Below are 14253 nucleotides of genomic sequence, written 5' to 3'. Positions count from 1 at the left end.
GGTAAGGCGGGCGGCGGTATCCGTTCCAGAGGATGTTTCATCCCTCTTCTCCGTCTTCGGTGGATGAATCGGCCACCTCCTCGGCGTCCGGCCCCTGGGCGCGTACCCGCTGGACGTGTTCGAGCGACTCCCGCAGTTCGGTGAGCCAGTCGTCGGTGTGCCGCTGGACCAGCCGTACGCACCAGGCGAGGGCGTCGCTGCGGCTGCGTGCGACGCCGGCCGCGATCAGGGTGTCGAGGACCTGGCGCTCGGGCTGGCGCAGCCGGGTCATGACGGGCGCGGCCACGTGCGTGAACAGGGCGCGCTCGCCGTCGCACTCCACTCCCCAGGACACCTTCCTGCGGAACCGGTGCTCGGCCTCGCGGGCCACGGCGATCCGGGCCTCCCGGGTGCGTTCCCGGAACTCCTGGACGCGGCCCTGGACGGCCGCCTCCCGCTCCGCCTCCGAGGCGCCCTCGGCGAGCCGGGGCGCGGGGATGCGGCCGATCACGGTGATCTCCTCGCGGTCGGCGGTGACCTCGACCAGTTCCTGGAAGAGGTCGTCGGGCAGTCGGCCGGTGAACCAGCCGCGCAGCTTCTCTCGCTGTTCTGAAGTAATCATGTAATGACGATTACTCGACTTCCGCATGAACACAAGGGGCCACGAGGAAGTGCGCCGACAGCTGATCCGGAATGTTTCAGGCCTATTAACGAACTGGTGAAATTCGGCCACTTGGCTGCTTGAGGCGATCAAGAACCGCTCAGTTCCGGCGTCGAGACGTTCGAACTCTGTGACTTCACGCCACTGCTTCAACACGCAAGGTTACTGAAACCCATGGGTTCGATGTGAGATTCGGCGGCGGACTCGGCAGAGTGGCGCACGCCGCCCCGGCGCCCACCGGTCCGGGCCGGCGACCCGTCTATTCGAGCGGAAGGATGCACACAATGCGGACCACCGCGCGCTGGGCAGCGACCATCGGTCTCACGGCCGTGACCGTCTGCGGACCCCTGACCGGGGCCGCCGTCGCCGCACCGGGCAGCGCCCCGTCGTCGCTCTACGCCCCCTCGGCCCTGGTGCTCACCATCGGCCACGGCGAGAGCGCCCTGACCGCGACGCCCGAGCGCGCCGTCACCCTCTCCTGTGCCCCGACGGCCTCCGGCACGCACCCGGCCGCCCCCCAGGCCTGCGCGGACCTGCGTGGTGCCGGCGGTGACCTGAACAGTCTCAAAAGCAGCGACGACGTGTTCTGCACCAAGCTCTGGGACCCCGTCGTCGTCACGGTCGAGGGCGTCTGGCAGGGCAAGCGCGTCTCCTACGAGCGTACCTTCGGCAACACGTGCGTGAAGGACACCTACGGGTCCGTCTTCGCGTTCTGAGGACCGGGATCGCCGGTCCCCGCGACCACCGGTACAGGCCCGCAGCTGGGGAGTGCGGACCCTTGTCCCGGGGACCTCGCGATCTCGCACCGGGGGACGGCGGGCGGAGTGGGGCCGCCCGCCGCCCCCCGGTTTTTCTGTTCGTGCGGCCGACTCAGGTCCTGCTCCGGTGACTGGTGTCGCACCAGGGATAGCGGCGGCTGCGCCGGCAGGTGCACAGCGCCACGCGGAACCGGTCCGAGGACACCGTGGTGCCGTCCTCCAGCTCGATCTCCACCGGGCCGTCGACGAGGATCGGACCCCGCCGCTGCATGCGGACGCGCCGGGGCGGGGCGGGGCGCCGCGCCTCGGGGCCGTCGGCGTCAGGGGAGTCAGGGGAGTCAGGAGACACGTTCGGCACGGACGACCACCAGCTCTTCCTTCTCGTCGGCCGCCGACAGCAGCCCCCGCTCCCGCAGCCAGCCGTGCCGGGCCCGCAGCACCGGCCCGAAGTCGATCCAGCGGCGGCGGGTCACCGTGGCCTTGAGTCCGGCCCCGCGCAGCAGCTCCAGGGTGTGCTCGGGGCCGCTCAGCGCGGAGTGGACGATCAGCAGCACCCCGCCGGGGCGCAGCAGCGCGGGGGCGTCCCGGCAGATGCGGTCGAGGATCAGGCGGCCGTCGCGGCCCGCGTCCCAGGCCCGGGACCGGCCGCGGGGCTCGGGCCGGGCGTCGGGCGACGGTACGTACGGCGGGTTGGCCAGGATCATGTCGAACGACCGTCCGTGCACGGGCCCGAACAGGTTCCCGCGCCGGATGCGCACCGGAAGCCCGGCCAGCCGCGCGTTGAGCCGGGCCGTCCACACCGCCCGCCGGGACACGTCCACCGCGGTCACCTCGGCGCCCCGCCGGGCGGCGACCAGGGCCAGGGCGCCACTGCCGGTGCCCACGTCCAGTACGCGGGCACCTGGTTCCAGCGGCTCCTCGGACAGGGCTTCGGCCAGCAGCTCGGTGTCGTCCTGGGGCGCGTACACGCCCGGGAATACCAGTGCGTTCACGCGACGCGGGTACCCGCATATTTAGGAGATATGGTGCATTTCCCGTGACTGCGACTGCGGCAGCGGTACGCGCAGGGAGGACCGTCCCGCCCGCCAGGCTTCCAGCAGCCGCCGGGCGAGGCGCTCCTCCACGTACCCGGTCGCGTCGATGCCGAAGGTGATGTCCGCCGCGAGCTCAGGCTCCTGATCGAGCAGTCCGCCGATGACGTCGTGGCGCACGACCTGCTCGTGCACCGCGTCCGCCTCCACGTGCTCGTCGTAGAAGAACTCCGCGGCCGGCCCGGCGCCCGTGCGGCGCATCGCCTCGGCCAGCCGCCGGGAGCCGGGGGAGGAGGTGATCTCCACCGCGGCGAAGTGGCCCACCAGGGCGCCGCGCAGCTCCCGGTGCAGGCCGAAGAGGGACATCAGGTTCACGGTCGCCAGCATTTCGGCCGTCGCCGCGTCCAGATAGCGGCCGTACGTGGTGTCCAGGCCCAGGTCCGTCATCAGGTCGGCGAACAGGCGGGCGTGCACCCGGTCGGCACGGCCGCCGCCGTACTCGTCGAACTCCACGGCGGCCATCGCCGCCTTGGCCCGGCCCCACAGGCGCGGCAGCACCCAGGCGTGCGGGTCGGCCTCCTTCAGGTGGTACAGGGAGCGCTGGGCCGCGTACTCCCGCAGCTGCCACAGTTCGCCCTCGTCGCGCAGGTAGTGGCTGACGCCCGTACCGTCGACGGGTTCCACGAGGATGTCCGCGAGAGCGTCGTCGAGGCTGTCGTGGACCGGGGTGCCGGCCCGCAGCGCGGAGAGGAAACGCCGCTCCATCACGGCCCGGGCGCGCAGCAGATCGGGGTCCCACTCGCGGTCCGGGGCCACGCCCGCGAAGCCGCGGTAGTGCAGCTCGTAGCAGAGGTAGAGGGCGAGCTGGAGGTCGTCGCCGTACACGTCCGCCGCCGCGATCGTCTCCTCGGACGGCGGCGGGCCGGAGCCGAGCAGGTACTCGCCGACGGCCGCGGAGACCGGGCCGCGGGCGGGGGGCAGCGCGGGTCCCTGGAGGTACTGTGCCATGCCGCCCGGGTACCCGGCCGCGCCCGTTCATCCCCGCCGGGTCATTCGCCCTGCGACTCCTCCTGGGCCCGGGTGTTGGGAGTGATCGCCTCCCCTGCCTCGCCCCGGCGCTCGTCGGCGTGGTCCGAGTCGGTGGTGCGCTTCTCGGCCCGGGCGGCCTCGTCGACGACCTCCCCCAGGGCCGTCTGCGGGTGCTCCTCGTGGTTCTTCGACTTGGACAAGACTGTCTCCTTCCGTACGTGGCTCGGTACGCCGGCTCAGTGCGCCGGCTCAGGGCGTGGTGCTCGCGACGCGCAGGGGCACCGGTTCGGGGGGCGGGGGCTCCTCGGAGCGCCGGGTGGTCTCCGCCCACCAGGCCGGGCCGTCCTCGATGCGCCGCAGCAGGACGCCCTCGCGGATCGCCCACGGGCACAGAGCGACCTCGCCGAGACCGGTCAGCTTCATCACGGTGTGCCCGACCACCGCCCCGGCCAGGCTCTGCGCGGCGCGCGGCGCGGAGATGCCGGGCAGACGGGCGCGCTCGGCGGTGGGCAGGGCGGCCAGCCGGCCGACCGCGTCGCGCAGGTCGGCACGGTGCAGCATCCGCTGCACGAACGGCCCGTGCCGTCCCGGCGGGGCACCGCACAGCCGTCCCAGCTGCTGGAAGGTGCGTGAGGTGGCCACCGCGGAGCGCGGGCCCTCCCAGCGGATCCGGGCGGCCACGTCCCGCAGCTGGTGGCGGACCTTGCGCCGCAGCGCGCGCAGCCGCTCGGCCGAGGGAGGGTCCTCGTCCTCGAAGAACTCACGGGTCAGCCGCCCCGCCCCGAGCGGCAGCGAGGCCACGAAGTCCGGCAGCCGGCCGCGGCCGAAGGCGACCTCGAGCGAGCCGCCGCCGATGTCCAGCACCGCCAGCGGCCCGGCCTGCCAGCCCAGCCAGCGCCGGGCGGCGAGGAAGGTCAGCTCGGCCTCGACCTCGCCGGGCAGGGTGCACAGGTCGACCCCGGTGCCCGTGCGGACGGCCCGCAGGACCTCCGCCCGGTTCGGTGCCGCGCGCACCACGGCGGTGGCGAAGGCCAGCGGCCCCGCCGCCCCCCACTTGGCGGCGGTCCTGTTCGCCGCGGCCACCGCTTCCACCAGTCTCTCCACATCCTCGTCGGGGATCCGTCCCCCGGGCCCGACCTGCTCCGACAGCCGCAGCCGCCACTTGGCGGTGTGCACCGGCAGGGGTACCCCGCCCTCCGCGTCCGCCACCACGAGCCGCACCGTGTTCGAGCCCACGTCCACCACACTGATCCGCATGGTCTGGCAAGTACCCGCTGAAGCCGTCCCATGCCCTTCGCCGCGTGCGGGAGGGAACGCATACGGCCACCCCGGGCACGCGTGGGGGCCGCCGTCTCCCTGTGGACGGCGGCCCCTCTGGCGGATCTGACAGAAGATCGTCAGCTGGTAGCACTCACATGTGGACGACCGGTGCGGCGTCCGCGTCCTGCTCCGGCACTCCCCGCCGGAAGACGAGGAAGCAGATCAGCGCACCCGCGGCGAAGAAGCCGGCCGACCACCAGAAGGCGGTGGTGTAGCTCTCGATGGTCGCCTGGGCCTGGACCAGCTTGCTGGCGGCGTTGCGGCCGGAGAGGTAGTCGGTCGCGGCGCTCGCCGCGAGGGTGTTCAGCAGCGCCGTACCGACCGAGCCGCCCACCTGCTGCATGGCGTTGACCGTCGCGGAGGCGACGCCCGCGTCCTCGGCGGCCACCCCGCCGGTGGCCAGCTGCATGGCGGGCGGCATGACCAGGCCGAGACCGATGCCGGTGACGACCAGCTGCGGCAACACCGCGCTCAGGTAGTGCGAGCCGACGCCGATGCCGGTCAGCCAGGCCATGCCGGCCGCGGCGACCGCGAAGCCCAGCGGGACGACCGCCTTCGGGCCGAGCCGCGGCACCAGGACGGTCGTACCGAGCTGGGCCGTCACCATCAGCGCACCGACCATCGGCAGGAAGGCCACGCCCGTCTTGGTGGGGCTGAAGCCCAGGTTCAGCTGGAGGTAGTACGTCAGGAACAGGAAGACCCCGAACATGCCCGCGCCGGAGATCAGTACGGCGAGGAAGGAGGCCGCCCGGTTGCGGTCGGTCAGGATGCGCAGCGGCAGCAGCGGGTGCGCGGCCCGGGTCTGCCACCAGGTGAAGGCGGCCAGGAGCACTCCGCCCGCGATCAGGAAGCCCCAGGTCAGCGGGGAGCCCCAGTCGTGGGTCTCGGCGTTGGAGAAGCCGTACACCACAAAGAAGAGGCCCGCGGCGACCAGGACCGTGCCGGGCACGTCGAGCTTGGAGTTCGCCGCGTCCCGGTGGTTGACCAGCAGGGCCTGGCCGCCGGCGAAGGCGAGGACCGCGATGGCCACGTTGACGTACAGCGTCCAGCGCCAGTCGAGCGCGTCGGTCAGCACCCCGCCGAGCAGCAGGCCCACCGCGCCGCCGGCGCCGGCGATCGCGCCGTACACGCTGAACGCCCGCGCCCGCTCCCGCGCGTCGGTGAACGTGGTGTTGAGCAGTGACAGCGCGGCCGGGGCGAGGAGCGCGCCGAAGGCGCCCTGAAGGGCGCGCGCCGTGACCAGCATGGCGAAGCCGTTCGCCGCGCCGCCGAGCGCGGAGACGGCCGCGAAGCCGACGACGCCTATGAGGAAGGCCGTCTTGCGGCCGAACAGGTCCGCGATCCGGCCGCCGAGCAGCAGCAGCGAGGCGAACGCCAGCGCGTACGCGGTCACGATCCACTGCCGGTTGCCGTCGGAGAAGCCGAGGTCGGCCTGGGCCGAGGGCAGGGCGATGTTCACGATGGTGGCGTCGAGGACCACCATCAGCTGCGCGAGGGCGACGACCGCGAGGATCCACCACCGCTTCGGCGAACCGCCGGGCGACGCCTCGACGGCACCCGGCCGGGCCTCGTCGTTAAGGGTCTTCTGTGACATCGGGAAGCCACTCCAGGGAAGTCGTTCGGAGCTTCGGGCAAAGAGGCCATAAACGAAACGGTTTCGTACACCTACTTGCCAGAGGCTAGACCACTTTCTGCGAAACGGCAAAGTTTCGCTGAGCCTCGAAGGAGTGCCCCGCCATGGCCGCCGAACTCACCGGAACCCGGCTCACCCTGGACGACGGCCGCCCGGCCGTCCGCTTCCGGCGCACCTACGACCACTCCGCCGACCAGGTCTGGCGTTTCGTGACCGACCCCGGCGAACTCGCGCGGTGGTTCCCCTCCCGCGCCGAGATGGAGCTGCGCCCCGGCGGCACCATCCGGTTCAGCGGAGATCCGAACATGCCCGCGTCGACGGGAAGGGTGATCGCCGTGGACCCGCCCCGGCATCTGTCCTTCGAGTGGGGCGGTGACGAGCTGCGTCTCGACGTCGAGGACGTGGGCGACGGCCGCACCGGCCTCACCCTCACCGACGTCCTGGCCGCCGAGGACACCGCCGCCCGCAACGCCGCCGGCTGGGAGGTCTGCCTGACCGCGCTGGACGCGAGGGCGAGCGGGGCCGGCGGGGAGGGGCCCGGGGGACCACACGCCGGGCCGGGTGTGCTCTGGAAGGACTTCTACGACGGCTACGTCGAGGCCGGCTTCCCCTCCGGCGCGCCCGTGCCCGGTCTGGACTGACCGCTCAGGCCAGCTGCCGCCGCACCAGCTCGTGCAGCCGGCCGCCGGTGTCCGCGAGGAGTTCGGCGGGCGGTCCCTGCTGGATGACCTTGCCGTCCTCCATCACGATCACCCGGTCCGCGTCCAGCACCGTGGACAGGCGGTGGGCGATGACGATCCGGGTGGCGTTGAGCCCCCGCGTGCTGTCGATGACCGTGCGCTGGGTGTCGTTGTCCAGGGCGCTGGTCGCCTCGTCGAAGAACAGGATGCGCGGCCGGCGGATCAGCGCCTGGGCGATCATCAGGCGCTGCCGCTGCCCGCCGGAGATCGCGCCGCTGCCCGAGACGATCGTGTGCAGGCCCATCGGCATGCGCTGGATGTCCTCCGCGAGCCCCGCCAGCTCCGCCGCGGCCATCGCCTCCTCCGGCGTGTACGGCTCGGTGCCGCAGATGACGTCCAGGATCGAGCCGGTGAACGGCTGGGCGTGCTGGAGCACCACCCCGCACTGCCGCCGTACCGCCGACTGGTCCAGGGCGGCCAGGTCCTGGCCGTCGTACAGCACGCTCCCGGACACCGGCCTGTCGAAGCCGATGAGCAGCCTCAGCAGCGTGGACTTGCCGCAGCCGCTGGGGCCGACGACCGCCACGAACTCGCCCGGCCGGACCTCGAACGACACGTCGTCCAGAACCAGCGGACCGTCGTCGGCGTACCGGAAGGACAGCCGCCGGGCCTCGACGGCCCCCGACAGCGGCCCGGGCCGGGTGCTCGCGGCCCGCACCTCCGGGGTCGCCTCCAGCACCGGCCTGATCTCCTCGAACAGCGGCAGCGCGGCCACCGCCGAGACGAAGGCGCCGGTCAGCTGGGTGACCGAGGTGAGCAGCATGGTCACCGAGGTGTTGAAGGTGAGGAACGCCGCCGCCGACATCGCGCCCCTGGCCGGGCCCGCCAGCAGCATGAACATCAGCAGGGTGCACACCGGGAGGTACACCGCGCCCAGCACCGTGGTGAGGTTCTTGATCCGGCCGACCCTCTGCTGCAACTCGCGGCTGCGCGCGAACTCGCCCGCCCAGGCCGCGTACGCGTAGTTCTCCGCCGCCGCGACCCGCAGCTTCGGCAGCCCGCGCAGGGTCTGGAACGCCTGGTTGTTCAGCTTGTTGCCGAGCACCACCAGACGCCGCTGCCAGCGCACCTGCCACAGGCCGAGACCGAGGAACACGGCGCCGATGACCACGAGCATGCCGATCGCCGCCATCGCCATCGGCACGCTGTACCAGAACAGCAGGCCGAGGTTCATCACGCCGACGGTCACCGACTGGGCGACCACCGGGCCGACGCCCGCCAGCAGCCGGCGGATCGCGCTGATGCCCATGGCCGCGCTGGCCAGTTCGCCGGTCGAACGCTGGGTGAAGAACTTCGTCGGCAGCCTCAGCAGCCGGTCCCAGACGGCCGGCTGGAGCGTGGCCTCGATACGGCCTTCGAGCCGGAGGATGGTCAGGTTCTCCAGGAGCATGAACGCGGCCGCCACCACACTGCTGACCATCACCGCCAGGCAGACCTGGACGATCAGCCCCTGCTGCGCCTTGGGCACGTACTCGCCGAGCACCTTGCCGGTGGCGATCGGCACCAGCGCGCCGATGGCCACCGTCACCAGCCCGGCGAGCAGCAGGTTCACCAGGTCGCCGCGGGTGCCGCGCATGCTGAACCGGAGCAGTCCGAGCGGGCCGAGGCGCCGTTCGGGCAGCGGGCGGTAGAACATCACCGCCCGCGGCTCGAACTCCTCGGCGTTGGCCTTCTCGATCGGCGTCTCCCGGCCGGTCGCCGGATGCACCGCGACATAGCCGCCGCGCCGCCACAGCAGCGCCACCGGCGCCCCCGACAGGGCCCGGTGCCCCACCAGCGGCCCGACGTTCTCCCGCCACCAGCGGCCGTCCAGCCGTACGGCCCTGGTACGCACCCGGGACGCCAGGGCCACCTGGTCCACCGGGTCGAGACGGTCCCCGCCGGTGCCGCTCTGCGCGGGCTCGGAGAGGGTGAACCCGGCCGCCTGGGCGACCAGCTTGCAGGCCGCGTAGCCGGCGTCGGCGTCGGCGGCCGTGGTGCGCTTGGCCGAGGGCCGGCCGATGGACGCGAGCAAGGTCCGGTCGGCCTGCGCGCGGACCGCCTCACCGGCCTTGATCCCGGCGGCGGTACGCGTCTCGTGGGTGCGCTCCAGCTGCTCGATCCACCGGTCCAGGGTGGTCAGCAGCCGGTACTGCTGGTCGACCATGCTCTGCCACACGGCGGGGTCCATCAGCAGGTCGGTGGCGGCCTCGGCGCCGTACAGCGACCCGTACTGCACGCTGCCCGGCGGGACCTGCATCCAGAACACGTCCTCATCCTCCCCCACGCTCGAATCCACTCGGGCGGGGGCACCCCCATCCCCGGAGGCCGGATCGCCCGCCATCGGCGCCTGGAAGAGGACCGACAGGCTGCGGCCGACACCGAGCGCGAGGGCGTACTCCAGCGGGCTGGTCGTCGGCGGCACGTACTGCGGGTTGCCGTACTCGTCGTACGACCAGGTCTGGGTGGACGCCGGCTGGTACAGCTCGCGCAGCCCGATGCGGTGCACCACGCAGTCGCGCAACGGGCGGGCGACCAGGGTGTGCTGCGGTCCGGGGACCGGGCCGAGCAGCAGCGAGCCCGCCTCCAGCCGGCCGAGGTGGTGCCAGTGGCCCTGCTGCCCGGCGTCCACCGCGAACAGGTCCACGGCGCCCGCCGCGACCAGCCACAGCACCTGCGGGCCCTGAAGGTCCAGCCGGTTCAGGCCGGCGCAGTCGACGGGGGTGCCCAGCGCGCCGAGCGCTCCGAGGACCAGGTCGCCTTCGGGTACGGACGTCATCTCACCGCTCCCTGACCAGCGCGGCGTACGCACCGCCGCGCGTCACCAGTTCGGCGTGCCGCCCGCGTTCGACGACCGTGCCGTGCTGGAGCACGACGATCTCGTCGCTGTCGCGCACGGTGCTCAGCCGGTGGGCGATCACCACACAGGCGCAGCCGCGCCGGCGCAGGTTGTCCATCACGGTCTGCTCGGTCTCCGCGTCCAGTGCGCTGGTCACCTCGTCGAGCACGAGGATGCTGGGCCGCCGCACCAACGCCCTCGCGATCTCGAGGCGTTGACGCTGTCCGCCGGAGAAGTTCCGGCCGTCCTGCTCGACCTTGCTGTGGATGCCGCCGGGACGGCGCATCACCACGTCGTACAGGTCGGCGTCCCGCAGGGCCTCCACCACGGCGTCGTCCGGGATCGACGGGTCCCACAGGGCCACGTTGTCGCGGACCGAGCCCTCGAAGAGGAACACGTCCTGGTCGACGAAGGAGACGGAGGCCGCGAGCGCGCCGCGCGGGATGTCCTCCAGCCGCTGTCCGTCGATGCGGATCACGCCCTCCCAGGGCGTGTACAGCCCCGAGATCAGCCGCGAGACGGTCGACTTTCCGCTGCCCGAGCCGCCCACGAGCGCGACCTGCTGACCAGGGCCGACGGTGAGGTCGAAGCCGGTCAGGAGCGGCTTGTCGAGGGGGCTGTAGCCGAACGCGATGTTCTCCAGCTCGACGTGCCCGTGCAGGCGCCGGGTGGAGTCGCCGCCGCCCGGGCGGGCGTAGAGCGGGTCGGCCTGGAAGTTCTCGACGTCCTTGAGGCGGGCCACGTCGGCCGCGAAGTCCTGGATGCGGCCCGCGACGCCGTTGAGCCTGGTCAGCGGGGCGGTGAAGCGGGTGACCAGCGCCTGGAAGGCGACCAGCAGACCGACCGAGACATGCCCCTCGACGGCCCGCATCCCGCCGATCCAGAGAATCAGCGCGCTGTTGAGGGTGGCGAGCGTCGGGGCGACCACGCCCAGCCAGGCGCTGGGCACACCGAGTCGCTGCTGCTCCTCCAGCGTGGTGGCGTGCTGGCCGGCCCACTTGCGGAAGTAGCCGTCCTCGCCGCCGGTCGCCTTCATCGTCTCGATCAGCTGGAGCCCGGTGTAGGAGGTGTTGGTCAGCCGCGCGGTGTCCGCGCGCAGCTTGGCGGTGCGGGTGGCGCGCAGCCGGACGACGAACCGCATCGCCACCACGTTGAGCAGGGCCACGCCGATGCCGACGAACGTCAGCTGCGGGTCGTAGGTGTACAGCAGCACCGCGTACAGCACGACCACGATCGCGTCCACGCCGGCCGCGGCGAGGTCGCGGGCCAGTGTCTCGGCGACCTGGTCGTTGGACTGGAGGCGCTGCACCAGGTCGGCGGGGCTGCGCTGGGCGAAGAAGGTCACCGGCAGCCGCAGCAGATGGCGCAGGAAGCGGGCGCTGGAGAGGGTGGAGGAGACGATCCGGCCGTGCAGCAGATTGGCCTGCTGCAACCAGGTCAGCACCACCGTCAGCAGCACGCAGGCGCCCATCGACGTGAACAGCACGCCCAGCAGCGAGGTCTGGCCGCCGATCAGGAACATGTCGATGTAGGTGCGGCTCAGCGCGGGCACCGCCGCGCCGACCGCCACCAGCAGCAGGCTCGCCAGGACGGCCGCGGGCAGCGTGCCCGCGGTGCCGCGCAGCCGGGCCGGCATCGCGCCGAGGACACCGGGCCTGCGTCCGCCCCGCACGAAGTCCTCGCCCGGTTCCAGCACCAGGACGACCCCGGTGAAGCTCCCGTCGAACTCCTCCATGGGCACGAACCGGCGGCCCTTGGCGGGATCGTTGACGTACACCCCGCGGCGGCCGAAGCGGCGGCCCATGCCGTCGTAGACGACGTAGTGGTTGAACTCCCAGAACAGGATGGCCGGCGCCTGCACCTCGGCGAGGGCGGCCAGGTCCATCTGCATGCCCTTGGCCGTCAGGCCGTAACCACGGGCCGCCTTCAGCAGGTTGCTGGCGCGCGAGCCGTCGCGGGAGACGCCGCAGGCGATGCGCAGCTCCTCCAGCGGGACGTGGCGGCCGTAGTGTCCGAGGACCATGGCGAGGGAGGCGGCGCCGCACTCGACGGCCTCCATCTGGAGCACGGTCGGGGTGCGCACGGCCCGGCCCCGGCTCTTGGGGACGGTGCGCCGGGGCGGGGCGGCCCGGCGCCGGCCGCGGGTTTCCTGGGCGGTGGTCACGGGAGCAGCCAATCGACGGGACGCTGGTCGGCCAGCCGGATCGAACCCGTGGCCAGGGTCATGGAGCCGAGCGCGTACGGCGGCCCCCCGGCAGAGCTCCACTTGTAACCGCTCTTGGTGCCAGGGGACTTGTCGAGCTCGACGAGCACGGCGACCGGGCGTCCCTTCTTGGTGAACTGCTCGCCCAGCTGACTGTCCCCGAGGAACGCGGCGATCGACTGGGCGGACTGGGCGGTGCGGTCCACCGACTTCACATGGCCGCGCAGCACCCCGTACTCCTGCGTGGACACCGACGACACGGTCAGGTCGACCGGGGCGTGCCGGGGGATCGAGGCGGCGTTCTCGGCGGGGACGTACACCGTCGCGTACAGCGGGTCGGAGGCATGGGCGATCTTCTCGACGGCGGCGACGTTCTCGCCGGTCCGGATGATCTGCCCGATGGTGGCGGCCAGCGCGGTGACGCGTCCGGCGGCGACCGTGCGCACGACCGATTCGCCCTGGGCCGTGCGGACCTTCAGGACGGGCGCGTCGGCCGGCAGCCGTTCGCCCTGCTTGGCGAGGACGGCGGTGACCTGCCCGGCGAACGGGCTCTGGAGGACGTAACTGCCCTCGGCGTGCGTGAGGATGGCGGGCGCGCCGACGGTGGAGGCGACCGAGCCGGTCACCGCCCAGACGGAGGCGGCCGCCATGGCGAGGACCGAGACGGACAGCGCGAGCCAGCCCTGGGGCCGGGCCAGCCGCACCGGAAGGTCCAGCTCTTCCGGCGACTGGAGCTTGGCGAGGGCCTGTTGGCGGAACTGCACGGGACTATCCCTCACCTGTGGGGCGGGACTGCTTACGGCATCGCTGAGTCCCGGAGCCGGGAGGCGGCTCCGGGACTCAGCGGCAACGAGGTGCGATCAGAGACCGGCGACCAGGCCGGTGACCGGCTGGGTGTTCAGGCCGGTGACACCCTCGACCGTGCCGATGGCGGTGTCGACCACGCCGGAAACCGGGGCGATGCCGTTCAGGGCGCCGGTGGCGGTGTTCAGGGCGTTCACGGAAAGGCCGCCGGAGACGTTGTCGAGCTCGGCGTCGGAGATCTCAACGGTCTCGACCTGGGGGGTGGAGTTCATGGTGGAACTTCCCTTCATATGGATATTTCACAAGGGGGGAGCGGCCCCCTCTGGGGGACAGATGGACGGCCGCGACCGCAGGGGCCCGAACGCCCGTTCCGGAAGCCCTGAGCGGCCCCCGCGGTGCGATGGATCAAAGCACGCACGCGGCTCGCGATTCCAATCAACCACCGCTCTCACCTGCGCACTTGACCTCGCGTCGGTCCCATCCGTGCAGGTGTGCGCACGGCTTGTCGGCCACTCCTTCACATGCCGCACGGCATCGTCGCGTACGAGCCCTTGCCCCGGCCGCGGCGAAACCGGGCACTCCGCGCTATTGGCATGACCGGGGGCGCGCACTTGTGCAGATCTCCCGTACGCCGTGACCCGCTTGGGTAATCGATGTGCAGATTCCCTGAAGCAGGGATTCCGCTCAGTGTTCTGAACGGACCGTTTCCGGGCCGTCGCTGAGCGTGTTCAGCCCAGAAGGGCGTACACCGTGCTCGCGCGGGCGGCGAGTCCGCCCGATTCGGCGTCGGTCATCGTGACGTCCGCGAACGCCGTCCGGCGGCCCAGTTTGGTCAGCACCGCTGTGATCAGGACGTCAGAACCGGTCACCGCCCGCTGGAAGGACGTCGACTGCTGGACCGTCGTCATGGGCACGAAGCCGCCGCGCGCGGCCGACACGGCGATGACCGTGGCGGTGTCGGCCGCCGCCATCAGCGCCTGCCCGGACAGGCCGCCGCCCTCCCGTGCCAGCCGGTCCGACCAGGGAAGACGCAGGACCGCGCGGTCCTCGCCCACCGCCTCGACGGTCAGCCCGAGTTCGAGGACCCAGGGCGCGAAGTTGGCGGAGAGGATCTTGTCGGCTTCGGCGGTGGTCATCGTCATATGGGGGATTGTTCCCGGGCCCGCCCCGCGACACGCGGTGGTCGACCGAGCCTGGCCGATTCACCGTCGCGCAAAGGTTTTTGGCAAAAGCAATTGAACGCATCGCGCACCCCCTGCGTACCAACTGCCAACCAG

At 72.2% G+C, this 14253-nt stretch carries 14 protein-coding genes; 2 read left to right on the top strand and 12 right to left on the bottom strand.

Annotation, left to right across the window (positions count from 1 at the left end; translation table 11 throughout):
- Positions 1-37: 37 nt before the first annotated feature.
- Positions 38-601: a hypothetical protein gene (locus ACFY01_RS00935; RefSeq protein ID WP_390733478.1), complete on the bottom strand. Its 564-nt coding sequence runs from the start codon at positions 599-601 to the stop codon at positions 38-40.
- Positions 602-924: 323 nt separating this feature from the next.
- Here ACFY01_RS00935 and ACFY01_RS00930 point away from each other — a divergent pair, with 323 nt between their 5' ends.
- On the top strand, positions 925-1356 hold the full coding sequence (locus ACFY01_RS00930) for a subtilase-type protease inhibitor (RefSeq protein ID WP_390733477.1): 432 nt from the start codon (positions 925-927) through the stop codon (positions 1354-1356).
- 154 nt (positions 1357-1510) lie between these two features.
- Here the strand turns inward: ACFY01_RS00930 and ACFY01_RS00925 are convergent, their stop codons facing one another.
- From ACFY01_RS00925 to ACFY01_RS00900, 6 genes are all read right to left on the bottom strand, one after another.
- Entirely contained in the window at positions 1511-1747 is a 237-nt protein-coding gene (locus tag ACFY01_RS00925; protein WP_390733476.1) for a CDGSH iron-sulfur domain-containing protein, read from the bottom strand.
- On the bottom strand, positions 1737-2390 hold the full coding sequence (locus ACFY01_RS00920) for a HemK2/MTQ2 family protein methyltransferase (RefSeq protein WP_390733475.1): 654 nt from the start codon (positions 2388-2390) through the stop codon (positions 1737-1739). Before ACFY01_RS00920 ends, ACFY01_RS00925 begins: the two co-directional genes overlap by 11 nt.
- Positions 2391-2411: 21 nt before the next feature.
- Complete coding sequence (locus ACFY01_RS00915; protein ID WP_390733474.1) at positions 2412-3437, bottom strand: iron-containing redox enzyme family protein; 1026 nt, start codon at positions 3435-3437, stop codon at positions 2412-2414.
- Positions 3438-3478: 41 nt separating this feature from the next.
- Complete coding sequence (locus tag ACFY01_RS00910; protein WP_390733473.1) at positions 3479-3658, bottom strand: hypothetical protein; 180 nt, start codon at positions 3656-3658, stop codon at positions 3479-3481.
- 49 nt (positions 3659-3707) lie between these two features.
- On the bottom strand, positions 3708-4715 hold the full coding sequence (locus ACFY01_RS00905; protein WP_390733472.1) for a Ppx/GppA family phosphatase: 1008 nt from the start codon (positions 4713-4715) through the stop codon (positions 3708-3710).
- Positions 4716-4869: 154 nt separating this feature from the next.
- A complete protein-coding gene (locus ACFY01_RS00900; RefSeq protein WP_390733471.1) occupies positions 4870-6372 on the bottom strand; it encodes an MFS transporter in 1503 nt (500 codons plus the stop codon).
- Between the two features lie 143 nt (positions 6373-6515).
- Here ACFY01_RS00900 and ACFY01_RS00895 point away from each other — a divergent pair, with 143 nt between their 5' ends.
- Positions 6516-7052, top strand: coding sequence for an SRPBCC family protein (locus ACFY01_RS00895; RefSeq protein WP_390733470.1), 537 nt, complete (start codon positions 6516-6518; stop codon positions 7050-7052).
- Between the two features lie 4 nt (positions 7053-7056).
- On the opposite strand, the gene ACFY01_RS00890 is transcribed toward ACFY01_RS00895, so the two are convergent.
- The 5 genes from ACFY01_RS00890 to ACFY01_RS00870 form a co-directional block, all read right to left on the bottom strand.
- The gene (locus ACFY01_RS00890; RefSeq protein WP_390733469.1) at positions 7057-9909 is read right to left on the bottom strand and encodes an NHLP bacteriocin export ABC transporter permease/ATPase subunit; all 2853 of its coding nucleotides are present in this window, start codon (positions 9907-9909) and stop codon (positions 7057-7059) included.
- A gap of 1 nt (position 9910) precedes the next feature.
- Entirely contained in the window at positions 9911-12133 is a 2223-nt protein-coding gene (locus ACFY01_RS00885) for an NHLP family bacteriocin export ABC transporter peptidase/permease/ATPase subunit (RefSeq protein ID WP_390733468.1), read from the bottom strand.
- On the bottom strand, positions 12130-12936 hold the full coding sequence (locus ACFY01_RS00880) for an HlyD family efflux transporter periplasmic adaptor subunit (protein WP_390733467.1): 807 nt from the start codon (positions 12934-12936) through the stop codon (positions 12130-12132). Before ACFY01_RS00880 ends, ACFY01_RS00885 begins: the two co-directional genes overlap by 4 nt.
- Positions 12937-13032: 96 nt before the next feature.
- Entirely contained in the window at positions 13033-13248 is a 216-nt protein-coding gene (locus ACFY01_RS00875) for a type A2 lantipeptide (protein ID WP_390733466.1), read from the bottom strand.
- A gap of 456 nt (positions 13249-13704) precedes the next feature.
- On the bottom strand, positions 13705-14118 hold the full coding sequence (locus ACFY01_RS00870; RefSeq protein ID WP_390733465.1) for a PaaI family thioesterase: 414 nt from the start codon (positions 14116-14118) through the stop codon (positions 13705-13707).
- Positions 14119-14253: the final 135 nt, after the last annotated feature.

This window comes from Streptomyces sp. NPDC001480 (assembly GCF_042894725.1).
Lineage (GTDB): Bacteria > Actinomycetota > Actinomycetes > Streptomycetales > Streptomycetaceae > Streptomyces.
This window is presented reverse-complemented; position numbering and strand designations above follow the sequence as displayed.